Below are 22,717 nucleotides of genomic sequence, written 5' to 3'. Positions count from 1 at the left end.
CAGGAAAGGCGGATAGCACCGCGCTTTCCCGCAATGCTATCGCAAGCCCCCTGTTTTTCCCAAGGTTTGCCTCTTCGCAAACGCAATAGTGATTGCACCGTTTCACAGGGGGCTTAAAATCCTATCTTAACGACCTAGATATATAGAGGCGAAGTTCTCCCTCCTGGTGATGACTGCCGGTTTGAGAACGGTTTGGAGAATGATGAAAGATGATCGCTGAGCCGATCTACATGCAGGGCGAGGGCGACGGGGAAGACGGCGGTACGAACCGCGGAACGTCCGTTATAACCCGCGTCAAGCCAAAGACGAAAAGACCGAATTTGTACCGTGTTCTTTTACTGAATGACGATTACACTCCAATGGAGTTCGTCATTCATATTCTGGAGCGTTTTTTCCAGAAGGATCGCGAAGCGGCGACCCGCATCATGCTGCACGTGCACCAGCACGGCGTAGGAGAATGTGGGGTGTTTACATATGAGGTCGCAGAGACGAAAGTAAGCCAGGTCATGGATTTCGCCCGACAGCACCAGCATCCGCTGCAATGCGTCATGGAAAAGAAATGAGGATCGCAACGTGCCAACTTTTTCCCCAAGTCTCGAGAAGGCGCTGCACCAGGCACTGACCTTTGCAAATGAGCGTCACCACGAATATGCGACGCTGGAACATCTCCTTCTGGCGCTGATCGACGACGCGGATGCCGCTGCCGTGATGGGCGCCTGTAATGTCGATCTCGATGCGCTGCGCAAGACTGTCAGCGATTACGTCGACAACGAACTGACCAACCTCGTGACCGGTTATGACGAGGATTCCAAGCCCACATCCGGCTTCCAGCGGGTTATCCAGCGGGCTGTCATTCATGTTCAGTCGTCTGGCCGCGAGGAAGTGACCGGAGCGAACGTGCTTGTGGCCATTTTCGCCGAGCGCGAAAGCCACGCTGCCTACTTCCTGCAGGAGCAGGAAATGACCCGTTACGATGCGGTCAATTATATCTCCCACGGCATCGGCAAGCGTCCGGGCACGTCGCAGACCCGCGCTCCGCGTGGCGCAGACGAGCCGGAGGCCGACCCCAAGGCTGCACGCAGCAATCCCGAGGAAGAAGGCTCATCCGCCAAGAAACAGCAGGATGCGCTGAAGGCCTATTGCGTCAACCTCAATGAAAAGGCGAAAAACGGCAAGATCGACCCGTTGATCGGCCGTCATGAGGAAGTCAACCGCACCATCCAGATCCTCTGCCGCCGCTCCAAGAACAACCCGCTGTATGTGGGCGATCCGGGCGTGGGCAAGACGGCGATCGCCGAAGGTTTGGCCAAGCGTATCGTTGAAGGCAAGGTGCCTGAAGCGCTGGCCAATGACACGATCTTCTCGCTCGACATGGGCACGCTTCTGGCCGGAACCCGCTATCGTGGTGATTTCGAGGAACGCCTGAAGCAGGTCGTCAAGGAACTCGAGGAATATCCCGGCGCTGTCCTGTTTATCGACGAAATCCACACCGTCATCGGTGCGGGTGCGACCTCCGGCGGCGCAATGGATGCATCGAACCTGTTGAAGCCCGCTCTGTCGTCAGGCGCGATCCGCTGCATCGGTTCGACCACCTACAAGGAATATCGCCAGTTCTTCGAAAAGGACCGCGCGCTGGTGCGTCGCTTCCAGAAGATCGACGTCAACGAGCCGTCGATCGATGATGCTATCGCGATCATGAAGGGCCTGAAGCCTTACTTCGAGGATTATCATCACCTCAGATATTCCAACGAAGCGATCAAGGCTGCGGTCGAATTGTCGGCCCGCTACATTTCCGACCGCAAGCTGCCGGACAAGGCGATCGACGTAATCGACGAGACCGGTGCGGCGCAGATGTTGCTGCCGGCGTCCAAGCGTCGCAAGCTGATCACGGAACGGGAAATCGAAGCAACCATCGCGACGATGGCTCGCATTCCGCCGAAGACCGTTTCCAAGGATGACGAGATGGTTCTCGCCAACCTCGAAAAGGAACTGCGCTCGGTCGTTTATGGTCAGGACATCGCCATCGAGGCGCTGGCCACCGCCATCAAGCTGGCACGCGCCGGTCTGCGCGAACCGAACAAGCCGATCGGCTCATATGTCTTCTCCGGCCCGACCGGCGTGGGCAAGACCGAAGTGGCCAAGCAGCTCGCCGCCTCGCTCGGTGTCGAGATGCTGCGGTTCGACATGTCGGAATATATGGAGCGCCATACCGTTTCGCGTCTGCTCGGTGCACCTCCCGGTTATGTCGGCTTCGATCAGGGCGGTCTCTTGACCGATGGCGTCGATCAGCATCCGCATTCCGTGGTGTTGCTGGACGAGATCGAGAAGGCCCATCCGGACATCTACAACATCCTGTTGCAGGTAATGGACCATGGCTCGCTGACCGACCATAACGGCAAGAAGATCGACTTCCGCAACGTCATCCTCATCATGACGACCAATGCGGGTGCTTCCGAAATGGCAAAATCGGCCATCGGTTTCGGTTCTTCGCGACGCACGGGTGAGGATGAAGAGGCGATCAATCGCCTGTTCACGCCGGAATTCCGCAACCGTCTGGATGCGATCATTCCGTTCTCGCCGTTGCCGACTGCCGTTATCCACAAGGTGGTACAGAAGTTCGTCATGCAGCTCGAGACCCAGCTCTCCGAGCGGAATGTCACCTTCGATCTGCACGAAGACGCGATCTCCTGGCTGGCGGAAAAGGGTTACGACGAGAAGATGGGCGCTCGCCCGCTGTCGCGCGTGATCCAGGAGCACATCAAGAAGCCGCTCGCCAACGAAATCCTCTTTGGCAAGCTCAAGAAGGGCGGTGTCGTCAGCGTCACCGTCGGCAAGAAGGACGATGGTTCCGACGGCCTCAAGCTCGAGGTTCTGCCGGAAACAGCGCCGGTAAAGCCGAAGCCGGAAGCAGAGCTCAATGCTGCCAAGTCTCCGGGCAAGGCGTCTAAGGCCAAGGCGAAGCCCGCCTCGAAGGCAGCGATTGCCAATGAGGAAGCGGATGTTCTGGTTGCCGAGGCGAGCAAGCCCGACGAGGAGAGCAAGCCGCGCCGCAAGGCGAATACGGTGCCGAAGGTGCCGAAGAAGAAATGATAACGGTCTTCCGACCGACAAATTGGTGCCGGGCGAAAGCCCGGCATTTTCATGCCTGAAGCGCGTCGGATTTTACCGGATCCGTGAAACGCGCTTTATTTTTCTCGTCATTCCGAAACCGCTGCGCACTTTCGGACGACATGCATTAGTGGACCAGCAATGCGATCAGCAGACAGCGATACCATCCCCCTGCGCGGCTGGTTTTTCAGGGGAATGCGGGGCATATTCTCGCTGCCCTCGCTTATTCTCATGACATCCTTCGTCGGTTTCAGCGCCTTCGCGCTGGAATCGGGCGTTCAACGTGGGGAAGCGGTGTTTATGACGCTGGTTATCTGGGCTTTGCCGGCCAAGATGATCCTGATCGGCTCGATGGTCGGCGGCGCCAATCTTGCCGCGTGTTTTCTGGCAGTGACGCTGTCATCGGTGCGAATGATGCCCATGGTTGCCTCCATCGTTCCGGAGATGCGTGGCGCAAAAACGCCGACATGGATTTTGTTGTTCCTCTCCCACTTCGTGGCGATCACCGCCTGGGTCTTCGCCACGCAAAACCTTTCCAAAATACCGCGCGAAGCACGGGCTGCGTGGTTTGCCGGTTTCGGCATTACCCTTACCGTCGTCAACGCTATCATTGTCGGCCTTTGTTACGGCGTCGTCGCGGCTTTTCCACCGCTTGTCGCAGGCGTGCTGTTTTTTCTGACGCCTGTCTATTTCATAGCGTCGATCTGGGCGACCGCCCGCCATTCCGTCGTCAAGGTCGCCTTCATCATCGGTGTGATCGCGGGGCCGGTCTTTGCGGTAATCGCGCCGGAATTCGACATTCTCTATGCCGGGATCGGTGGCGGCACAGTGGCTTATCTGATCGACCGTTTCGTCTTTCGTCGAAAGATCATTCCCGTCTCACCGGAGAGCGAACCATGATGACCGAACAGTGGTGGGCGCCCTATCTCTTCATCGCCATTGCCGGCTGGCTGGCGACCGATCTCTGGCGCTGGCTCGGCGTGCTCGCCGGCAACCGGCTGAAGGAGGATTCCGAGGCGCTATATTGGGTGAGGGCAGTCGCCACCGCGCTCGTGATGGCCGTCACCGCCAAGCTGATCGTCTTTCCAACCGGAACGCTTGAAGCTTCACCGCTATGGCTACGCATCGGCGCGGCAGCACTCGGTTTTACAGCGTTCCTGGCCGCCGGCCAACGCGTCATTGTCGGCGTAGCCGTGCCCATCGCACTTTTGGCAGCCGGGTTGTTTGTGCTCGGTTTTTAGTACTCGTCTTATCCGAATATTAAGCGCTCTACTCTACTTTACTGCTGGCTTGAACCGGGGCGTCAATTCAATGCGACTATTTGCGGCAGAACGTTTTGTACTTGTCTTTATCGCCATCTTGTTCTTAACAGATGCAGTATTGATCTTTGCCAAAGGTATTCATGTCGATTACGCCGGATATTTTTTATGCGGACTCGCGGGTGCCGGCATTTTTATCCTTGGTCAGTTCTATCGCACAAGCGGCCGCGATCTGCGCATAGCCGCCGCTCTGATTTCTGGTGGACTGTTCATTCTGTTTACGCTTGTCGCGTCCGTCTTTAATTACATGTTTCTGCCCGTCTCTTTCCCGGCAATCGATCACTTGCTTTTCCGCGTGGACGCGGCCTTCGGTTATAGCTGGACAGGCATCGTCATATGGGCTGCAACATACCCATGGATCGGAAAAATCCTGTTTTTGGTCTACGCGACGTCGTTGCCACAGCTTTTGGCAATAATCATAATTCTCGGCTTTACCGGCAAAGACCGGATGCTGCACCAGTTTCTGGTAACAGGGGTGCTTGGGGCCTTTACGAGCATCATCTTCTGGATTTTTTTTCCAACCTACGGAGCCGCAGCATATAACGAACTCCCACAATGGGTTTTGGAAACCATTCCCATCGCACTTGATCCTGCGTACGGTCGTGAGACCATAAGGCTGGGTCAGGAGGGAGTAGCGTATATATCTCCGCGAAACGTTTTAGGTCTAATCAGTTTCCCATCGTTCCACACCTTCATGGCGGCGATGTCCGTCTGGTTCGTTCCGCGTCACTGGTTGGTGATGGCGGTGATCTTGCCGATCAATATCTTGATGTTGCCCGCTGTTCTCGTTCAAGGCGGTCATCATCTGTCTGATGTTTTCGGTGGTCTCATCGCCTTTGCAATGGTCTGTGCTGTCTCGACTTGCCTGCTCAATTGGCTGTCGGTGAGAGAACGGGCGAACGATGCGGCAGCCGTTTCGACTCAAGTCATCGCGGCGGAGTAATCGCCCCGGTTTCCGCTCTCGCGCGCCTCATCGACAAGCCAGTCCGACAGGAGCCGAGCTGATGCGGTCATCTCTTCTGCTTCAATCAACCAGTAATATTTGTCCGCATCGGCCGCCCGATCGAAAAGCACGGTCAATTGACCGTCGGCGATTTCGTCGCGAAGAAGCGCTGTCGGGCAAAGGCCGATGCCGTGTCCCGCCTTGAGAGCGGTCACGAGCAGATTGAAGTCGGCAAAGATTGGGCCAGTGCCCTGGAACAGGGATAGGCCAGCAGTCGCCAGCCAGTCCCGCCATGCCGTCTCGGTGGCGTCATGCAGCAATTCGGCCAGCAGCAGGCTTGCGACATCGTTGAAGGGACCGGACTTCGTGGCGTAAGCGGGTGCGCATGTCGGGCGCGTCTCGGCACTGAAAAGCGCCACGGCTTTTTGTGCAGGGCGTGGGCCGTGGGTGATGCTGAGATCGGGCTGCGTGGTCTCATTCCTGCCGGAATAGCTGATTGAAACCTGTATGTCTGGATAGAGCGCGCGGAAACGGGGCAGGCGGGGTGTCAGAAAATGCGCAACCACTGAAGGCAGGCTGGCCAGACTAACGGTGATGCGGTTTCGGCCCCGGCTGATCCGTTCCGCACCGGAAGCGATCTGCCCCAAGCCGGACGAAACCGTCATTCCGAATTCCTGACCCGCCGGCGTCAGTCTCACGCCTCTTGCATGGCGCTCGAAAAGCGGCGCGCCGAGCCATGTTTCCAGATTGCGCACATGCTGGCTTACGGCCGTCGCCGTCATGCCGAGTTCCTGCGCGGCCAGGGAAAAACTTGTCCTTCTGGCCGCAGCTTCAAACGCGCGGAGGGTGGCGAGCGGTGGCAGTTTCATGATGCTGCGAGGCTAAGTCAGACTTGGTCTGAGCGCAAGAAAAACCCGTCTTGTCATCACGCCATTCATACCGCAATTTCGCTTCACATTTTCATCCATCCGAGGATTTCATGACCCCCGTGTCCGCCGCCGAACCCATTGATGCCACCGCGCGCCGCGCCGTCCGTTCCGTCGTCGTTTATCCGAACGGCACACTTCAGACACCGGACCTGGCGCGTCTTGAACAGGCTAAAAAAGCCATGGTGAAGATAGACGAAGTCATCGTGCCACCGCGCGAGGGCGGCACTTTCAATGTTCCGAAGGGACACTTTTTCCGCATCGTCAGCACCGAAGGCCCGCAGGTGGGGGATTTGAATCTCTGGAATGCCCATGATCTGACGGAGCGCTTTTTCAGCGGCAAAACCCGCGCCCTGCATGCGACCCATGTTTCCGTAGGCAACCGCCTGTGGAGCAATCTCCCGTCCCTGCGGCCGATGGCGACCATCACCCATGATACTTTGTCATGGTATGGCTGGGATGAAGATGGCGGTGGCGTGCATGATGTGATCGGCACCCGGTGCGATCCCTATACCAACAAGCTGTTGAGCGGCGGCGATTATCACCATTGCTGCCATTCGAACCTCACCAATGCACTCGCCGCGGCCAAAGGCCTGTCATTCGGCGAGGCGGAACCGCATGTACACGATGTTCTGAACGTCTTCATGTGCACGGGTTTCACCCGCGATACGCATCAGTATTTCATGAAGGCAAGCCCGGTGCGGCCGGGCGACTATCTGGAACTCTTCGCGGAAATTGATCTCATCGGCGCGCTCTCCGCTTGCCCCGGCGGCGATTGTGGCGCCAGCCATTCGAGCGACGCGGTCCCGTGCTATCCCCTGAAGGTGGAGATATTCCGGCCGGATATGGCGGTGCTTGAAGGCTGGCCCTGGCCGGAGAGGAATGCCTATCGTCCCGTGGAATGATGATAAACACCACGGTCGTCATGCCGGACTAGATCCGGCAACCAGCCAAGGCGCGTCTGCGCCGAGAGGAATATTGCGCGATCAATGACTTTATCGCGCCGCACCCCGGATAAGCTCCGGGGTGACGGTGTGCGGATGCCGCCATTCTGCCAAACGCGTAGGCGTCTTGGCAAAAATCACGAGGCAAGTGCCGCCTTTATCTTTTCCGCATGGGCCTTCAGCACTTCGCCATCGGCCATAGCGCCGGAATGCGGCTTCAGCGGCTCGCGTTCCTTGCGCGGAATGACGTGGAAATGCAAGTGGAACACGGTCTGGCCAGCCGCCGGTTCGTTGAACTGGGCGACAAAGACGCCATCAGCGTCGAAGGCTTCCTTTGCTGCGACTGCCAGTTTCTGCACCACGGCAATGGTCTTTGCCAGCACTTGCGGGTCGGCATCGAGCAGATTGCGCGAGCCGGTTTTCGGAACGACCAGAAGATGGCCGGGTGCCTGCGGCATCACATCCATGAAAGCCAGCGTATGCTCGTCTTCATAGAGCTTGTGGCTCGGAATTTCGCCGCGCAGGATTTTCGCGAAGATATTGTTGTCATCATAGGCGCTGGCGGTCATCGGTGATCTCTCCTCGTAACGGACTAAAGCATGTCGCGTAAAAGCGTGTAGCGGTTTTGCGATAACGACATGCAACGAAACAAAGGCATAAAGCGTAGGCGGCGAATCTGAAAGATCGCGACAGCTTTATGCATCCGGCTCGTGTTCCTGTCGCTCACCCTTGCGGAAGGGCGTGTGGTCTTCCAGATAGTCGCCAATATGTTCGACCTCTTCACGCTCGCGCTGAAGATAATCGGCAATCGCGCGGCGCAGACCCGGATGAACGATGAAATGCGCTGAATGGGTGGTGACCGGCACGTAACCGCGCGCCAGCTTGTGCTCACCCTGCGCACCCGCCTCCACCCGCTTCAAACCCTTCGACAGCGCGAAATCGATCGCCTGATGGTAACAAACCTCGAAATGCAGGAAGGGATGGTCCTCGATACAGCCCCAGTGTCGGCCGTAAAGCGCATCCGAGCCAATGAAATTGATTGCACCGGCGATATAGCGTCCCTCGCGTCTGGCCATGACCAGCAGAACGTCGTCAGGCATGCGCTCGCCGATCAGCGAATAGAATTCCCGCGTCAGATAGGGCCGTCCCCATTTGCGGCTGCCGGTATCCATGTAGAAGGCGAAGAACTGGTCCCAGATCTCCTCTGTCAGGTCGCTTCCGGTCAACCAGTCGATCTCAATGCCGTTTTCCAGCGCTGCCCGACGTTCCTTTTTCAGCCCCTTGCGCTTGCGCGATGAAAGGGCATCAAGAAAATCGTTGTGGTCGCGATAGCCGTCATTGATGAAGTGGAACTGCTGATCGGTCCTGTGCAGGAAGTCCCGGGGCAGAAGCGCGGATAGGTCGGCGTCTTCCAGAAACGTGACATGCGCGGAAGAAACGCCGATCTTTTCCGTCACCTGGACAAGGCCGGATGCCAGAAGCGGTTTGAAGCGCGTCTCGTCTTCGGTTTCGGATACCAGCAGCCGCGGCCCGCTCGCCGGCGTAAACGGCACCGAACATTGCAGCTTCGGATAATAATGGCCGCCGGCTCGCTCAAAGGCATCCGCCCAGCCATGGTCGAAGACATATTCGCCCTTGCTGTGGTTCTTCAGATAGGCCGGAACGGCTCCGACGAGTTCGCCCGACGCGTTTTCGAGAAGCAGATGGTGCCCAAGCCAGCCGGTCTTGGCAGTGGCCGATCCGGAATCTTCCATCGAGGATAGAAATGCGTGGGAAATGAAAGGATTATACGGTTTTCCTGACACATTGCGTGATGTTCCGGAAAGCCGTTTCCAGCTGTCCGGATCGATATCCCTCAGAGATTGCGCAACGCGTATGGAATAGTCTTCTGTCATGCCGTGGCGGAGGGGTTCTCTCTCGGGTCGAAACCTTCGAATGTCATCTGGTCCGCATATTTATAGGTAGTCTCGCGCGCATTTTCATCCCTGACAGTCCAGGTAATCACGGGAAGCCCAAGTTTTCTTTGCGCCTCGATGAAACTGTTGGGCAAATGACCCCAATGATAGGAGATGAAATCAACACCGATCTGCATCGCCTCGTCGTGTTTGAAGAAGTCTTCCGGCTTGGCGCCTTCGGCGGTAAGGCCGAGCGGCCAGGGCGAGCCTGCAGCCTTCAGGTCTCTGAGGAGGTGATGGTCGAAGCTCATCAGAGCCACCTGGCCCTTGTAGCCCTCGAGATCTTCCAGCACCGCTTCGGCAAACCCGTCATCGACGCCTTCGCCCTGACGTCCTTTCAGTTCGATCACCAGCGGCACCTTGCCGGCGCATAGCGCCAGAAGCTGTTTCAGCGTCGGTATGCGGTCCTTGGTCTGACCGACCGAAAGCAGAGACAATTCACTTGCGGTATGTTCGCGCACATCGCCCTTGATACCCGTCAGCCGGGCCATGTCGTCGTCGTGAAAAATCACCGGTACGCTATCGGCGGCCAGCTGCACGTCGCATTCGATGGCAAAACCAGCATCGATGGCGCGCGAAAATGCGGATAGCGTGTTTTCCCAGACCGCCTTGTTCAGGTCATGATAACCGCGATGGGCGACGGGCTGGGCGGTAAGCCAGGAAAGTTTAAGGGTCATACGTCGATTTCCACGATCGCGTCGATCTCGACGGCGGCATTGAAGGGCAGGCAGGCCATGCCGACGGCGGCGCGGGCGTGCTTGCCGGCATCACCCAGAACGTTGGCGAGGAGATTGGAGGCGCCGTTAATGACGAGATGCTGTTCAACGAACTCCGGAACCGAGGCAACGAAGCCGTTCAGCTTGAGGATACGACGGATTTTCGAGAGGTCGCCGTTCAAGGCAGCCTTGACCTGTGCGAGAATGTTGACGGCGCACAATTCGGCGGCGCGCTGGGCGGTTGCAACGTCAACATCGCGGCCAACGAGGCCCGTCACCGCAATCTTGCCTGATTCCATCGGCAGTTGACCCGATACATAAAGAAGATTGCCGCTGATGGTGAACGGAACGTAGTTTGCGGCAGGTGCTGCCGCTACGGGAAGAGTAAAGCCCAATTCCTTGAGGCGGCCTTCGATGACATCAGACATTTTCGTCTCCGGTTTTGTTGTAAATCCTTCAAGAATCCGGCATTCAGAAGATGTTGATCCAAAAGCCGGGCGGTTGCTTGTACAATATGAGCAGCGAGTCCAACAGGAGATATTGAATGTTTGTCAGGACGCTTGGTTTCGTTGCCGCCACAGGGCTCATGACCGGCCTGTCGAACGGTGCCAATGCCTTGCCCGTCACGGTTCCGGACCTCATCGCCCATCGCGCCGTCTACGATCTCGAACTCAAGGACGCGACGGATCGTTCCGGTATCGAGGGCATGACGGGCCGAATGGTCTATGAATTCACTGGCTCTGCGTGTCAGGGTTACAAGACGGATTTCCGTTTCGTGACACAGATCAACACCGGCGACGCGGTCCGCATGACCGACCAGCAGACGACGACCTTCGAGGACCTGGCGGCCAGGAAGTTCACCTTCGAGACCAAGTCCTACACCGACGACAAGCTGGACAAGGAAGTGCAGGGCGCTGCAATCGACAACAAAGAGGGTGTGAAGGTTGATCTGACCCGCCCGGACCCCCGTCAGATCGATCTCGTCGCCAGCGAATTTCCGACCGAGCACATGTTTCAGGTCATTGAAAACGCCAAGCAGGGAAAGCGCATCTTCGAATCCCGTATTTTCGACGGCTCGGATGACGGCGATGAAAGCCTGATCACTTCGACGCTGGTCGGCAAGGCGCAGATGCCGAAGGACGGCGATGCCGAGGCCGGCAAGGCGGGCGAATTCGGCAAAGCCGCGTTCTGGCCGGTGACGATCGCTTATTACAACGACAAGACCGGCACCGACGCCCTGCCGATCTACCGCATGTCGTTCAAGCTTTACGATAACGGAATCACCCGCGATCTGACGATGGATTACGGCGATTTCGTTCTGACCGGCAAGCTCGCGAAGCTTGATATCCTCAAGCCGGAAACCTGCGAAAACAAGCCGGTTCGCTAAAAGACGGACCGTTTGCGTGGTTTTTTCGCAGAAATGCTTGCTTTTTATCTGAGGCGACTGTATGCGCCTCACCATTCCACACGCGAAGCTTGGGATGTTCCGGGAGAAATCCGGTCCGTTCCGCCCGGTGGTGTCGATGAAAATCGGCGCTGTTCGCTTCGCGGGGGTTAAACCGGAAAAGGAGTAACTAGGCATGGCATTGCCCGATTTTTCTATGCGTCAGCTTCTGGAAGCTGGTGTTCACTTTGGTCACCAGACGCATCGCTGGAACCCGAAGATGAAGCCGTACATCTTCGGCGACCGTAACAACATCCACATCATCGACCTGGCTCAGACCGTTCCGATGCTGTCGCGCGCCCTTCAGGTCGTGTCCGACACCGTTGCTCGTGGCGGCCGCGTTCTGTTCGTCGGCACCAAGCGTCAGGCGTCTGAAATCATCGCCGACAGCGCAAAGCGTTCGGCCCAGTATTACGTCAACTCCCGCTGGCTCGGCGGCATGATGACCAACTGGAAGACGATCTCCAACTCGATCCAGCGTCTGCGCAAGGTTGACGAGATTCTGAACTCGGAAGGCACCGGCTATTCCAAGAAGGAGCGTCTGACCCTCGAGCGCGAACGCGAAAAGCTTGAAAAGGCTCTCGGCGGTATCCGCGATATGGGCGGCGTTCCGGACCTGATGTTCATCATCGACACCAACAAGGAAAAGATCGCGATCGAAGAAGCCAAGCGTCTTGGCATTCCGGTCGTTGCGATCATCGACTCCAACTGCGATCCGGATCACATCGACTACCCGATCCCAGGTAACGACGACGCATCGCGCGCCATCTCGCTCTATTGCGACCTGATCGCCCGCGCCGCCATCGACGGCATCCTGCGTCAGCAGGGTTCGTCCGGCCGCGACATCGGCGCTTCGGAAGAAGCTCCGATCGAGCCCGCGCTCGAAGACGAGGCTGGCGCCTGATATAGGCCCTGTCTGGCGGCGATTTCGTGTCGCCGTCTCCTCGACCAGGATATGACAAGGCCGTCAAAGACCTTAATGGGTTGACGGCCTTGTTCGTTTCAAACCGCTCCGTCGGGGCTTCGGTGAAGTCTCTGGCGTTTTGATGCGGATGAAATCCGGTGGCAGCCTTCATAACGCTGTCACACTTGAGCGGCACCCATCGTTTCGATGTATGGAGACGCCGCAGCACTTGGGAATGCGCATGCCCCTTTCCTGAAATCGTCCCGGTTTCAAAGGGTGTGCGGCCGGGTACACTCATCACCCAGAACTTCGGCACGGCGAATTCAGCCGGCTGACCGATCGAACCGATAAGAGGCAAACAATGACCGAAATCACAGCCGCAATGGTGAAGGAACTGCGCGAGAAATCCGGCGCAGGCATGATGGACTGCAAGAAGGCTCTTGCTGAAACCAATGGCGACATGGAAGCGGCGATCGACTGGCTGCGCGCCAAGGGCATCGCAAAGGCCGACAAGAAGTCTGGCCGTACGGCTGCCGAAGGTCTGATCGGCGTCGCCACCATGGGTCACAAGGCTGTTGTTGTGGAACTAAACTCCGAAACCGACTTCGTTGCCCGCAACGACGCGTTCCAGGATCTCATTCGCGGCATTGCCCAGGTAGCGCTCTCCACCGACGGCACCGTTGAAGCCGTCAGCGCCGCCACCTATCCGGCAACCGGCAAGTCCGTTTCCGACAGCATCAAGGACGCGATCGCCACCATCGGCGAGAACATGACGCTGCGCCGTTCGGCAGCACTCGAAGTCGAGCACGGCGTTGTCGCGACCTACATCCACAATGCTGCCGGCGAAGGCATCGGCAAGCTTGGCGTTCTCGTTGCCCTGAAGTCGGTTGGCGACAAGGCCGTTCTGAGCTCCATCGGTCGCCAGGTCGCCATGCACATCGCTGCAACCAACCCGCTCGCCATCCGCGCCGAGGAAGTTGACGCAGCCGTGGCCGAGCGCGAACGCAACGTCTTCATCGAGCAGGCCCGTGAATCCGGCAAGCCGGAAGCCATCATCGAAAAGATGGTTGATGGCCGCATGCGCAAGTTCTTCGAAGAAGTCGCTCTTCTGTCGCAGGCTTTCGTCATCAACCCCGACATCACTGTCGGCGCTGCCGTCAAGGAAGCTGAAAAGGAAGCCGGTGCTGCCATCGAAGTGACGGGCATGGTTCGCCTGCTGCTCGGCGAAGGCGTCGAAAAGGAAGAAAGCGATTTCGCAGCAGAAGTCGCTGCAGTCGCCAAGGGCTGATTATATTTACCCAATCTTGGGAAAACGGGAGGGCATCGCGTGACAACGCGGTGCCCTTCGTGTATCCGCGTTTCGGTTACATTTCCGAGGAGTCATGATGTCTTCCAAGCCGATCTACAAACGTGTTCTTCTCAAGGCTTCCGGTGAAGCCCTTATGGGCGATCAGGGTTTCGGTATCGATGTGGCGGTTGCAGACCGTATCGCCTCCGATATTGCCGAGGCGAGGGCGATGGGCGTTGAAGTCGGCGTTGTCGTCGGCGGTGGCAATATTTTCCGCGGCGTTGCCGTGGCGTCCAAGGGCGGTGATCGCGTTACCGGCGACCATATGGGCATGCTGGCCACCGTCATCAACGCGCTGGCGCTCGCAACCTCCCTGCGCAAGCTCAGCATTGACACCGTCGTTCTGTCCGCAATCGCGATGCCGGAAATCTGTGAAAGCTTCTCGCAGCGTGCAGCGCTCCACCATCTGGCGCAGGGCCGCGTGGTGATTTTTGCCGGCGGCACGGGCAACCCCTTCTTCACCACCGATTCCGCTGCAGCGCTGCGCGCCGCGGAAATGGGCGCGGAAGCGATCTTCAAGGGCACCCAGGTGGACGGCATCTATTCCGCCGATCCGAAAAAGGACCCGACAGCCACCCGTTTCGACGAGCTGACCCACAGCGAAGTGCTCGGCAAGGGACTGGCGGTCATGGATATTGCAGCTGTCGCGCTTGCCCGCGAGAATCACATCCCGATCATTGTTTTCTCGATCCACGAGAAGGGCGGTTTCGCGCAGATATTGACCGGCGGCGGCCGCAAGACCATCGTGCACGACAAATAATCAAAAAACGATGTCGCCCCTGTGGCGTATTCCGGCCGCCACGGCCGATAGAGATGGAGTATCAAGATGAGTGGTATTGACCTCAACGATATCAAGCGCCGCATGGATGGTGCCATCAATGCATTCAAAAGCGATATCGCATCGCTGCGCACCGGCCGCGCTTCGGCCAACATTCTCGATCCGGTGACCATCGAGGCCTATGGCTCGCGCGTTCCGCTAAACCAGGTCGCAAACATCACGGTTCCGGAGCCGCGCATGCTCGGCGTCAACATCTGGGACAAGTCGATGGTGAACGCCGTCGACCGTGCCATCCGCGAATCCAATCTCGGCCTCAACCCGATCGTTGATGGTCAGAACCTGCGTATCCCGCTGCCAGAACTCAACGAGGAGCGCCGCAAATCGCTCGTCAAGGTAGCTCATGACTACGCCGAGAAGTCCAAGGTGGCGATTCGTCACGTGCGTCGCGATGGCATGGATGGTCTGAAAAAAGCCGAAAAAGACGGTGATATCGGTCAGGACGAAAGCCGTGGACAGTCGGAAAAAGTGCAGAAAATCACCGACGACACGATTTCGGAAATTGAGCGCTTGCTTGGCGAGAAGGAAAAGGAAATCATGCAGGTCTAGTATCGCTTGCGATAGACCTGTATTTTATTCGTTTTAATTCCGCGCTGCCTGTTACTGGATCGATATGCCGACGACGACACGTTCCTCAATACCCGAGCACGTCGCCATCATCATGGATGGAAATGGGCGATGGGCAAAACAGCGCGGTCTTCCGCGCGTGATGGGGCATCGCCGCGGGGTCGAGGCTGTGCGCGAAACGGTGCGTGCGGCCGGCGACTGCGGTGTCCGCTACCTCACACTTTTCGCGTTCTCGTCGGAAAACTGGCGCAGGCCCGAATCCGAGGTCAGCGACCTGATGGGGCTCTTGAAGGCTTTCATTAGGCGCGACCTTGCGGAACTGCACCGCGAAAACGTGCGTGTACGCATCATCGGCGATAGGCAGGGGCTGAAAAACGATATCCGCAGTCTTCTCGAAGAAGCGGAACACATGACAGCTGACAACACCAGGCTGACGCTGGTGATTGCCTTCAATTACGGCAGCCGCGACGAGATTGCCCGCGCGACAATGGCTATTGCCCGCGATGTCGCCGAAGGCCGGCTGGATGCAGAATCGATCACGCCGGAGATTATTTCGGCCAGACTCGACACATCAGGCATACCAGATCCTGATCTGATCATCCGCACCAGCGGCGAGGAACGGTTGTCGAACTTCCTGCTCTGGCAGGCTGCCTATTCCGAGTTCCTGTTCGTTCCCGAATATTGGCCCGACTTCGACCGGCAGCGGTTTTTTTCCGCAATCGAGCAATATGCAACGCGTGATCGCCGTTTTGGCGCTCTGGCCGAGCAGGTTGCCGTGGCAGGCGCCTGATGAGCCGTGAACTCAGACTGCGGATCATATCCGCAATCGTCATGGCGGCGGTCATTTTGGCTGCGACCTGGTATGGCGGCATTCTGTTCCGCATCGTGGCCGGTCTGCTGGCAATCCTCATCTATTATGAATGGGCGACAATCACCCGCATGTCGGAAACCAATTCCACCGGCAATGCCTGGGGCTGGTTTGCGGTCGCCGTCATCGCCGGCAACACGATTTTCGGCGAACCTTCGCTCGACCTGCCTCTGCTCTCTGGCTTCACGCTGACGGCGGCACTTTTTCCCGTCTTGCGTGGCAGAAACTGGTGGCTGGTGGGCGGCATCGTTTATGCGGGTCTGAGCGGCATATCGCTGGCCGCCATTCGCGGCGATGAGCTGACGGGTTTCGTCGCCATCCTGTTCATTTTCGCGGTCGTCTGGTCAACGGATATTCTCGCTTATTTCGTCGGGCGCGCCATCGGCGGGCCAAAGCTTGCGCCGTCGATTTCACCGGGCAAGACTTGGTCAGGCGCTATCGGCGGAGCGGTGGCCGCATTGATCGGCGGCGGCGCGGTGTCTCTTGCCTATCACGGCAGGATCAGCCTGCTGCTGCTTGGGCTCGCTCTCATTCTTTCGGTGTTCAGCCAGATAGGCGATCTCTTCGAATCCTTCGTGAAACGGCGTTTTCAGGTCAAGGATTCGAGCCATCTCATTCCCGGCCATGGCGGCTTCATGGACCGGGTTGACGGTCTTGTTTTCGCCTGCTTTACGGTATTCCTCATTGCTTTCGTGCATGCGGCGGCAACCGGCGACGTGCCCGGATCGGGCGGCGGCCTGTTGCCGGGCTTTTAATCGGCGCGCAAGGTCATGAAATAAAGGGCAGATTGTCATGAACACAATAATGGCGGCGACCGGTTTTCTGACCGGCTATATCGTGCCCTTCGTCCTCGTACTTTCCCTGCTAGTTTTCGTCCATGAAATGGGCCACTACCTTGTCGGCCGCTGGAGCGGCATTCGCTCCACCGCCTTTTCCATCGGTTTTGGCCCGGAGCTGATCGGCTTTACCGACAGGCACGGCACGCGCTGGAAGATTTCCGCCATACCGCTCGGCGGCTATGTAAAATTCTTCGGCGACGAGGATGCGTCCAGCAAGCCGGATAGTTCCGGCCTGTCGCACATGTCGCTTGAGGAGAGGGCGCAGACGCTTTCCGGCGCTAAGCTGTGGAAAAGGGCGGCGACGGTTGCCGCCGGACCTATTGCCAATTTCATTCTCGCCATTCTCATCTTCGCGGTCCTGTTCGGTGTCTATGGCCGTATGATCGCCGATCCGGTCGTGGCGGAAGTGCGTGAAAACAGCGCGGCTGCGGCCGCCGGCGTGCACCCCGGTGACCGCCTCGTTGCGATCGACGGTGAAAAGGTCAAGACGTTCGAGGACGTACGCCGTTATGTCGGCATCCGTCCGGGTACGCCGATCACCGTGACCGTCGAAAGGGCAGGCGAGGAGCTGAAGCTGCCGATGGTTCCGACCCGCACCGAAACCACGGACCAGTTCGGCAACAAGCTGGAAATGGGCATCATCGGCATTGTCACCGACCAGAACAGCGGCAATTTCCGCCACATCGAGTATTCGCCGTCTGAGGCGCTGCTTGAGGGCGTGCGTGAAACGGGCCACGTCATCACCGGTACTTTCAACTACATCGGTAACCTCGTGACCGGGCGCATGAACGCCGATCAACTGGGCGGTCCAGTCCGCGTCGCACAGGCTTCCGGTCAGATGGCGACGCTCGGTATTTCGGCCGTCATCCAGCTCGCAGCGGTTCTTTCCGTATCGATCGGTCTTTTGAACCTGATGCCTGTGCCGGTTCTGGACGGCGGACATCTGGTGTTTTATGCAATCGAGGCCATCCGCGGCAGACCGCTTGGTGCCGGTGCGCAGGAGGTTGCGTTCCGTATCGGCATGGCAATGATTTTGGGTCTTATGGTTTTTGCAACATGGAATGATATCAGCAGCTTGATTGGCTGAGGATAGTGTTTTAACGGTTTTGTTAGTCGATTGTTTACCCTGTTTTTATCCCGAAGTGGCGAATGCGCCACTCTGGATCACGAAGTAAACAGAATTTAACGTTCTGACTTGCTTGTAGGGGAAAAGCAGGTAAAACGACGCACATGGCCGGAGTCGGGTTCCGCCCGCTGAGGGACAACGTAAAAAGGTAAGAATTGAAATGAAGGCTGGTTCAAGATTTTTGAACGCGGTGTCGGCGGTTGCGCTGTCTGCTGGTGTTTCTTCGGTTGCGGGCCTCGGCGTGCTTGCCTCTGCTGGTGTTGCGAATGCAGCCGTCATCAGCAAGATTGATGTTCGCGGCGCTGAGAGATCCGGTGCGGACTCCGTACGCTCCAACATTACCATTGCGCCGGGTAAGAACTTTTCCAATTCGGACATCGATGAATCGGTGAAGCGTCTTTACGCCACCGGTTACTTCTCGAATGTCTCCATGCGCGTTTCCGGCAGCACGCTGGTTGTAACGGTCAACGAAAACCAGCTCGTCAATCAGGTGGTTTTCAACGGTAACCGCAAGATCAAGGACGACAAGCTCGCTGGCGTCGTGCAGACCCAGCCGCTCGGCCCGTTCAATCAGGCAATCGTTACTGCCGATATCGCGCGCATCAAGGAAGCCTATTCCGCGATCGGTCGCAGCGACGTCGAAATCACCACCCAGACCGTTTCCGTTGGTCAGGGACGTGTGAACATCGCTTTCGTCATTAACGAAGGCGAGCGCACGAAGATCGGCCGCATCGATTTTGTCGGTAACAATTCCTATAGCGACGGTCGTCTGGCCGCTGTCATCAATACCAAGAAGTCCAACATGCTGTCGTTCCTGACACGCAAGGACGTCTATAACGAGGACAAGCTGCGCGCCGACGAAGAGGCGCTGCGCCAGTTCTACTACAACCGTGGTTATGCCGACTTCCGGGTCGTGTCGTCCGATGCTGTGCTTGATGAGTCCAAGAACGAATACACCATCTCCATCACGGTCGACGAAGGCAAGAAGTACGACTTCGGCAACGTCGCAGTCGAATCGACTGTTCCGGGTATTGACGGCTCCGAGCTTCAGGGTCTCGTGGAAACCCGCCAGGGCGCTAGCTACAGCGCCAAGGAAGTCCAGCAGAGCATGGAAGCGATTTCCAAGCGCGTTGCCGGTGAGGGGTATCCTTTCGCCCGTGTAACGCCGCGCGGCGACCGCGATATGTCTGGTAACACCATCGGTGTGACCTATATCGTCGATCAGGGCGAGCGCGCCTATGTCGAGCGTATCGAGATCCGTGGCAACACGCGTACGCGTGACTACGTCATTCGCCGCGAGTTCGATATTTCCGAAGGCGATGCTTTCAACCAGACGGTCATCACGGCTGCCAAGCGCCGTCTTGAAGCGCTCGGTTATTTCTCGAAGGTCAATGTCTCGACTGCCGGCGGCAGCGCGCCTGATCGCGTCGTCATCGTTGTCGACGTTGAAGATCAGTCGACAGGTTCGTTCGGTATCGGTGCGGGTTACTCGCAGAACGACGGTGTGCTGCTTGAAGCATCGATTGAAGAGAAGAACTTCCTCGGTCGTGGCCAGTACATTCGTCTCGCCGCCGGTGCGGGTGAAGATGATGCACGCAGCTACACGCTGTCCTTCACCGAGCCGTATTTCCTTGGTTACCGTCTGGCCGCAGGTTTCGACCTGTTCAAGAGCCAGAGCCGCAGCGAAGATTATTACGATTACGACGAGCAGGGCTTCGCACTGCGCGTGACGGCGCCGATCACCGAGAACCTCTCGACGACGTTCAAGTACACCTACAAGCAGCTCAACTACGACGGTGAGGGCGATTGGGAAACCGGCAGCAATCTTGCCGAGCCCTATAAGGCTCTGATCCGTGGCGGTGACTGGACACAGTCCATCATCTCCAACACGCTGAACTACAATACGCTCGACGACCGCAACATGCCGCGCGAAGGCTGGCAGGCTGCCTTGACGAACGAATTTGCAGGCCTCGGCGGCGATTCCGAATATTACAAGATCTACGCCAAGGCGCGCTTCTACTACACGCTTTCGGACGAGTACGACGTTATCGGCTCGCTCACCGGTCAGGCGGGTCACGTCGTTCCGACGGGCGACAATCTGCTGGTGTTCGATCAGTTCAAGTTCGGTGGTCGTCAGGTTCGCGGCTTCAAGAATGATGGTATTGGCCCGCGTATCGGTTCCGACTCCATCGGCGGCACGACCTACTTCGCGGCTTCTGCTGAAGTCACGGCTCCGATGCCAGGTGTTCCGGAAGATTTCGGCCTCCGTCTCGCCGGTTTCGTCGATGCCGGTACGCTGTTCGGCAACAAGGTTGCCAACAGCGCAGGCGTGAAGGATGACAACTCCATCCGCGCATCCGCCGGTATCGGCGTGATGTGGGCATCGCCCTTCGGACCGATCCGCGTCGACTATGCGGTTCCGATCGCCAAGGAAGACTACGACGAGGAACAGCGTTTCCGGTTTGGCATGTCCAACACTTTCTGATATCGGCAGTCCAGAACTGCAACTTTGAACGTTCTGGAGTGTCCGGCTAATGGAATACAACGCGTTTTTTCCGCCCCACGAGGGACTGCGATTGAAAGACATCGCAGACCGTTTTGGGGCGGAACTGTCTGATGAGGCGGCGGGAGAACGGATCATCAGGTCCGTTGCGCCGGTCTACCGGGCAAAACCCGACCAGCTCTGCTATATTCTTTCTCGCAAAAACCGCGATGAGTTGCCGACCTGTGAGGCTGGCGCCGTCATTTGTGACGCTGCACTTGCGGATATGCTGCCGTCTCACATCCCGGCGCTGATATCGAAAAACCCGCACACGCTTTTTGCGCAGGTAGGTGCCTTGTTGCATCCCGCCGCGATGCGTCCCGGTACGATTGTGGTGATGGAAGCTGAAGTTTCCCATACCGCGCATGTCGATCCGTCTGCAAAGCTGGAAGCTGGCGTGATTGTCGAGCCGCTCGCCGTGATTGGCGCTGGTGCCCATATCGGCGCCGGTACGCGGATCGGGCCTGGTGTCATCATCGGCGCGGATGTTCAGGTGGGGCGTGATTGCACGATTGCCGGCGGCGCGAGCATTCTTGCCGCTCTCATCGGCAACAATGTGATTATTCACAACGGAGCGCGCATCGGTCAGGACGGGTTCGGTTATGCGCCCGGTCCGCGCGGCATGCTGAAAATCGTGCAGATCGGCCGGGTTATCATTCAGGATAATGTTGAGATCGGCGCTAATACGACGATCGACCGTGGCACGATGGACGATACGGTCATCGGCGAAGGTACCAAGATCGACAATCAGGTTCAGATCGGCCACAACGTCCGCATCGGCCGCCATTGCGGCATCGTCAGCAAGGTCGGCATTGCGGGCAGCACCCGCATCGGCGATGGTGTGATGATCGGCGGCGCGGCGGGTATCAACGGCCATATCACTATTGGTGACGGCGTGCAGATTGCGGCGATGAGCGGTGTTGTCGCCGACGTTCCGGCCGGCGCCCGTTATGGTGGGACGCCAGCGCGTCCGATGAAGTATTTCCTGCGCGACATGGCCGATATTCTGGCGCGCGCTGAAGGGCGTGATAAAAAAACAGGAGAAAAAAACGATGGCTGAAGAAACCAAGACGACGCTCGGCGCGGCTGACATTCTGGAAGTCATGAAGCTTTTGCCGCATCGTTACCCGTTCTTGCTCATCGACAAGATCATCGAGATCGATGGTAATAATTCGGCGATTGGCATCAAGAACGTGACGGTCAACGAACCGCATTTCACCGGTCATTTCCCGGATCGCCCGATCATGCCGGGCGTTTTGATCGTTGAGGCCATGGCCCAGACGGCAGGCGCGATCTGCGCCCGCAGCCAGGGTGAAGGCGGTTATCTCGTCTATTTCATGACAATCGACAATGCGCGCTTCCGCAGACCCGTCGTTCCCGGCGATCGTCTGGAAATTCACGTGGTCAAGCAGCGCCAGCGGGGCAATGTCTTCAAATTTCATTGCGAGGCCAAGGTCGAAGGCGCGCTGGTGGCGGAAGCTGACGTCGGTGCGATGATGATCCCCGAGGACCAGCAATGAGCACTATCGCGGCTTCGGCAAAAATTCACCCGACCGCCGTTGTCGAAGACGGCGCGTTTATCGGTGAAAATGTCGTCATCGGTGCCCTGAGCTATGTCGGCGCGAAAGTCACTCTGCAAGACGAGGTCACGCTGCACAATCATGCCGTCGTCTCCGGTCTCACCGTCATTGGCCGTGGTTCGGTCATCCATCCAATGGCCGTTATTGGCGGTACACCGCAGGCAATTCGCCACGATGGCTCGGAAACGACGCTCGAGATCGGTGCGCGCTGCATCATGCGCGAAGGCGTTACGATGAATGCGGGCAGCTCCGATGGCAGCGGCAAGACGATTGTCGGCGATGACAACCTGTTCCTCGCCAATTCGCATGTGGCGCATGATTGTCGCCTCGGCAGCCATATCATCCTGTCGAACAATGTGATGCTGGCGGGACATGTCACCATCGAGGACCGCGCCATCCTGGGCGGCGGCTGTGCCGTGCATCAGTTCACTCGAATCGGTCGTCAGGCCTTTATCGGCGGGTTGTCGGCGGTCAATTATGACGTCATTCCCTATGGCATGCTGAACGGTAATCCCGGCATTCTCGGCGGGCTGAATGTCGTTGGCATGACGCGTTCCGGTATCGACCGCGCGGATATTCACAAGGTCAGGCGCGTCTTCAAGCAGATCTTCGAAGGCGAAGGCGCTATCCGCAGCAATGCGGCTGCGATTGACCGCGCAGAATATCTCGATTGCCCCCAGGTCATCGAAATCCTCGATTTCATCGGTGCGGATAGCGACCGCGCGCTTTCCTCGCCAAATCGGGGCAAGTGAG

24 protein-coding genes are annotated in these 22,717 nt (G+C 57.9%); 19 read left to right on the top strand and 5 right to left on the bottom strand.

What is annotated here, in order from left to right; translation table 11 throughout:
• Positions 1 to 209 precede the first annotated feature (209 nt).
• The 5 genes from clpS (at position 210) to J5276_RS07955 (ending at position 5,370) form a co-directional block, all read left to right on the top strand.
• Positions 210 to 563: an ATP-dependent Clp protease adapter ClpS gene (clpS, locus tag J5276_RS07975; RefSeq protein ID WP_003512812.1), complete on the top strand. Its 354-nt coding sequence runs from the start codon at positions 210 to 212 to the stop codon at positions 561 to 563.
• A 10-nt stretch (positions 564 to 573) separates the two neighbouring features.
• On the top strand, positions 574 to 3,090 hold the full coding sequence (gene clpA, locus J5276_RS07970) for an ATP-dependent Clp protease ATP-binding subunit ClpA (protein WP_013636010.1): 2,517 nt from the start codon (positions 574 to 576) through the stop codon (positions 3,088 to 3,090).
• Between the two features lie 159 nt (positions 3,091 to 3,249).
• A complete protein-coding gene (locus tag J5276_RS07965) occupies positions 3,250 to 4,008 on the top strand; it encodes an AzlC family ABC transporter permease (protein ID WP_111783108.1) in 759 nt (252 codons plus the stop codon).
• Positions 4,005 to 4,349: an AzlD domain-containing protein gene (locus tag J5276_RS07960; RefSeq protein ID WP_003512818.1), complete on the top strand. Its 345-nt coding sequence runs from the start codon at positions 4,005 to 4,007 to the stop codon at positions 4,347 to 4,349. Before J5276_RS07965 ends, J5276_RS07960 begins: the two co-directional genes overlap by 4 nt.
• Positions 4,350 to 4,419: 70 nt before the next feature.
• Complete coding sequence (locus J5276_RS07955) at positions 4,420 to 5,370, top strand: phosphatase PAP2 family protein (protein ID WP_112155110.1); 951 nt, start codon at positions 4,420 to 4,422, stop codon at positions 5,368 to 5,370.
• Here J5276_RS07955 and J5276_RS07950 read toward each other — a convergent pair.
• The gene (locus J5276_RS07950; protein WP_112155109.1) at positions 5,349 to 6,239 is read right to left on the bottom strand and encodes a LysR family transcriptional regulator; all 891 of its coding nucleotides are present in this window, start codon (positions 6,237 to 6,239) and stop codon (positions 5,349 to 5,351) included. The genes J5276_RS07955 and J5276_RS07950 overlap by 22 nt on opposite strands.
• A gap of 110 nt (positions 6,240 to 6,349) precedes the next feature.
• Here J5276_RS07950 and J5276_RS07945 point away from each other — a divergent pair, with 110 nt between their 5' ends.
• Positions 6,350 to 7,201, top strand: a complete 852-nt coding sequence (locus J5276_RS07945; protein WP_112155108.1) for a DUF1989 domain-containing protein — start codon at positions 6,350 to 6,352, stop codon at positions 7,199 to 7,201.
• A 176-nt stretch (positions 7,202 to 7,377) separates the two neighbouring features.
• On the opposite strand, the gene J5276_RS07940 is transcribed toward J5276_RS07945, so the two are convergent.
• From J5276_RS07940 to J5276_RS07925, 4 genes are all read right to left on the bottom strand, one after another.
• Positions 7,378 to 7,809 (bottom strand): HIT family protein, encoded by a 432-nt coding sequence (locus J5276_RS07940; protein ID WP_112155107.1) that lies wholly within the window; start codon positions 7,807 to 7,809, stop codon positions 7,378 to 7,380.
• Positions 7,810 to 7,935: 126 nt separating this feature from the next.
• Complete coding sequence (locus J5276_RS07935; RefSeq protein WP_112155106.1) at positions 7,936 to 9,135, bottom strand: GNAT family N-acetyltransferase; 1,200 nt, start codon at positions 9,133 to 9,135, stop codon at positions 7,936 to 7,938.
• A complete protein-coding gene (locus tag J5276_RS07930) occupies positions 9,132 to 9,872 on the bottom strand; it encodes a glycerophosphodiester phosphodiesterase (protein WP_112155105.1) in 741 nt (246 codons plus the stop codon). Before J5276_RS07930 ends, J5276_RS07935 begins: the two co-directional genes overlap by 4 nt.
• Positions 9,869 to 10,339 (bottom strand): RidA family protein, encoded by a 471-nt coding sequence (locus J5276_RS07925; RefSeq protein WP_003512829.1) that lies wholly within the window; start codon positions 10,337 to 10,339, stop codon positions 9,869 to 9,871. The genes J5276_RS07930 and J5276_RS07925 overlap by 4 nt, the downstream gene beginning before the upstream one ends.
• 116 nt (positions 10,340 to 10,455) lie before the next feature.
• Here J5276_RS07925 and J5276_RS07920 point away from each other — a divergent pair, with 116 nt between their 5' ends.
• The 13 genes from J5276_RS07920 to lpxA all read left to right on the top strand — a co-directional run bounded on the left by J5276_RS07920 (position 10,456) and on the right by lpxA (position 22,716).
• A complete protein-coding gene (locus J5276_RS07920) occupies positions 10,456 to 11,298 on the top strand; it encodes a cell envelope integrity EipB family protein (protein ID WP_019565533.1) in 843 nt (280 codons plus the stop codon).
• A 61-nt stretch (positions 11,299 to 11,359) separates the two neighbouring features.
• Positions 11,360 to 11,485: a hypothetical protein gene (locus J5276_RS30335; RefSeq protein ID WP_003512833.1), complete on the top strand. Its 126-nt coding sequence runs from the start codon at positions 11,360 to 11,362 to the stop codon at positions 11,483 to 11,485.
• Between the two features lie 6 nt (positions 11,486 to 11,491).
• Complete coding sequence (gene rpsB / locus J5276_RS07915; RefSeq protein ID WP_003512836.1) at positions 11,492 to 12,259, top strand: 30S ribosomal protein S2; 768 nt, start codon at positions 11,492 to 11,494, stop codon at positions 12,257 to 12,259.
• Between the two features lie 361 nt (positions 12,260 to 12,620).
• Entirely contained in the window at positions 12,621 to 13,547 is a 927-nt protein-coding gene (tsf, locus tag J5276_RS07910) for a translation elongation factor Ts (protein ID WP_003512838.1), read from the top strand.
• A 97-nt stretch (positions 13,548 to 13,644) separates the two neighbouring features.
• Positions 13,645 to 14,367 carry a UMP kinase gene (gene pyrH, locus J5276_RS07905; protein WP_003502561.1) on the top strand — a complete coding sequence of 241 codons (723 nt, stop codon included), beginning with the start codon at positions 13,645 to 13,647 and terminating at the stop codon, positions 14,365 to 14,367.
• 66 nt (positions 14,368 to 14,433) lie between these two features.
• A complete protein-coding gene (gene frr / locus J5276_RS07900; protein WP_003512840.1) occupies positions 14,434 to 14,991 on the top strand; it encodes a ribosome recycling factor in 558 nt (185 codons plus the stop codon).
• Between the two features lie 64 nt (positions 14,992 to 15,055).
• A complete protein-coding gene (locus tag J5276_RS07895; protein WP_003512842.1) occupies positions 15,056 to 15,799 on the top strand; it encodes an isoprenyl transferase in 744 nt (247 codons plus the stop codon).
• Positions 15,799 to 16,632 (top strand): phosphatidate cytidylyltransferase, encoded by an 834-nt coding sequence (locus J5276_RS07890; RefSeq protein ID WP_003512845.1) that lies wholly within the window; start codon positions 15,799 to 15,801, stop codon positions 16,630 to 16,632. Before J5276_RS07895 ends, J5276_RS07890 begins: the two co-directional genes overlap by 1 nt.
• 49 nt (positions 16,633 to 16,681) lie before the next feature.
• Entirely contained in the window at positions 16,682 to 17,803 is a 1,122-nt protein-coding gene (gene rseP / locus J5276_RS07885; RefSeq protein ID WP_019565535.1) for an RIP metalloprotease RseP, read from the top strand.
• 199 nt (positions 17,804 to 18,002) lie between these two features.
• Positions 18,003 to 20,327, top strand: a complete 2,325-nt coding sequence (gene bamA / locus J5276_RS07880; protein ID WP_174011339.1) for an outer membrane protein assembly factor BamA — start codon at positions 18,003 to 18,005, stop codon at positions 20,325 to 20,327.
• 49 nt (positions 20,328 to 20,376) lie between these two features.
• A complete protein-coding gene (gene lpxD, locus J5276_RS07875) occupies positions 20,377 to 21,444 on the top strand; it encodes a UDP-3-O-(3-hydroxymyristoyl)glucosamine N-acyltransferase (RefSeq protein ID WP_003512851.1) in 1,068 nt (355 codons plus the stop codon).
• Entirely contained in the window at positions 21,437 to 21,904 is a 468-nt protein-coding gene (fabZ, locus tag J5276_RS07870; protein ID WP_003512853.1) for a 3-hydroxyacyl-ACP dehydratase FabZ, read from the top strand. The genes lpxD and fabZ overlap by 8 nt, the downstream gene beginning before the upstream one ends.
• Positions 21,901 to 22,716 carry an acyl-ACP--UDP-N-acetylglucosamine O-acyltransferase gene (gene lpxA / locus J5276_RS07865; RefSeq protein ID WP_112155103.1) on the top strand — a complete coding sequence of 272 codons (816 nt, stop codon included), beginning with the start codon at positions 21,901 to 21,903 and terminating at the stop codon, positions 22,714 to 22,716. The genes fabZ and lpxA overlap by 4 nt, the downstream gene beginning before the upstream one ends.
• Position 22,717: the final 1 nt, after the last annotated feature.

Origin of the sequence: Agrobacterium sp. S7/73 (genome assembly GCF_019355535.1) — a bacterium.
In the GTDB taxonomy this organism is placed as follows: domain Bacteria; phylum Pseudomonadota; class Alphaproteobacteria; order Rhizobiales; family Rhizobiaceae; genus Agrobacterium; species Agrobacterium tumefaciens.
The sequence above is the reverse complement of the archived record's forward strand: the minus strand, read 5'-3'. Positions and strand labels throughout refer to the sequence as shown.

Excerpts from the sequence above, each read along its gene's own strand:
- J5276_RS30335 (WP_003512833.1), top strand. The coding sequence starts at position 11,360 with ATGCGCCTCACCATTCCACACGCGAAGCTTGGGATGTTCCGGGAGAAA.
- clpS (WP_003512812.1), top strand. The coding sequence starts at position 210 with ATGATCGCTGAGCCGATCTACATGCAGGGCGAGGGCGACGGGGAAGAC.
- J5276_RS07960 (WP_003512818.1), top strand. The coding sequence starts at position 4,005 with ATGATGACCGAACAGTGGTGGGCGCCCTATCTCTTCATCGCCATTGCC.
- J5276_RS07930 (WP_112155105.1), bottom strand. The coding sequence starts at position 9,872 with ATGACCCTTAAACTTTCCTGGCTTACCGCCCAGCCCGTCGCCCATCGC.
- lpxA (WP_112155103.1), top strand. The coding sequence starts at position 21,901 with ATGAGCACTATCGCGGCTTCGGCAAAAATTCACCCGACCGCCGTTGTC.
- tsf (WP_003512838.1), top strand. The coding sequence starts at position 12,621 with ATGACCGAAATCACAGCCGCAATGGTGAAGGAACTGCGCGAGAAATCC.
- J5276_RS07940 (WP_112155107.1), bottom strand. The coding sequence starts at position 7,809 with ATGACCGCCAGCGCCTATGATGACAACAATATCTTCGCGAAAATCCTG.
- pyrH (WP_003502561.1), top strand. The coding sequence starts at position 13,645 with ATGTCTTCCAAGCCGATCTACAAACGTGTTCTTCTCAAGGCTTCCGGT.
- fabZ (WP_003512853.1), top strand. The coding sequence starts at position 21,437 with ATGGCTGAAGAAACCAAGACGACGCTCGGCGCGGCTGACATTCTGGAA.
- J5276_RS07945 (WP_112155108.1), top strand. The coding sequence starts at position 6,350 with ATGACCCCCGTGTCCGCCGCCGAACCCATTGATGCCACCGCGCGCCGC.
- rpsB (WP_003512836.1), top strand. The coding sequence starts at position 11,492 with ATGGCATTGCCCGATTTTTCTATGCGTCAGCTTCTGGAAGCTGGTGTT.
- J5276_RS07890 (WP_003512845.1), top strand. The coding sequence starts at position 15,799 with ATGAGCCGTGAACTCAGACTGCGGATCATATCCGCAATCGTCATGGCG.
- J5276_RS07955 (WP_112155110.1), top strand. The coding sequence starts at position 4,420 with ATGCGACTATTTGCGGCAGAACGTTTTGTACTTGTCTTTATCGCCATC.
- rseP (WP_019565535.1), top strand. The coding sequence starts at position 16,682 with ATGGCGGCGACCGGTTTTCTGACCGGCTATATCGTGCCCTTCGTCCTC.
- J5276_RS07950 (WP_112155109.1), bottom strand. The coding sequence starts at position 6,239 with ATGAAACTGCCACCGCTCGCCACCCTCCGCGCGTTTGAAGCTGCGGCC.
- bamA (WP_174011339.1), top strand. The coding sequence starts at position 18,003 with ATGAAGGCTGGTTCAAGATTTTTGAACGCGGTGTCGGCGGTTGCGCTG.
- frr (WP_003512840.1), top strand. The coding sequence starts at position 14,434 with ATGAGTGGTATTGACCTCAACGATATCAAGCGCCGCATGGATGGTGCC.
- J5276_RS07920 (WP_019565533.1), top strand. The coding sequence starts at position 10,456 with ATGTTTGTCAGGACGCTTGGTTTCGTTGCCGCCACAGGGCTCATGACC.
- J5276_RS07935 (WP_112155106.1), bottom strand. The coding sequence starts at position 9,135 with ATGACAGAAGACTATTCCATACGCGTTGCGCAATCTCTGAGGGATATC.
- J5276_RS07965 (WP_111783108.1), top strand. The coding sequence starts at position 3,250 with ATGCGATCAGCAGACAGCGATACCATCCCCCTGCGCGGCTGGTTTTTC.
- lpxD (WP_003512851.1), top strand. The coding sequence starts at position 20,377 with ATGGAATACAACGCGTTTTTTCCGCCCCACGAGGGACTGCGATTGAAA.
- J5276_RS07895 (WP_003512842.1), top strand. The coding sequence starts at position 15,056 with ATGCCGACGACGACACGTTCCTCAATACCCGAGCACGTCGCCATCATC.
- J5276_RS07925 (WP_003512829.1), bottom strand. The coding sequence starts at position 10,339 with ATGTCTGATGTCATCGAAGGCCGCCTCAAGGAATTGGGCTTTACTCTT.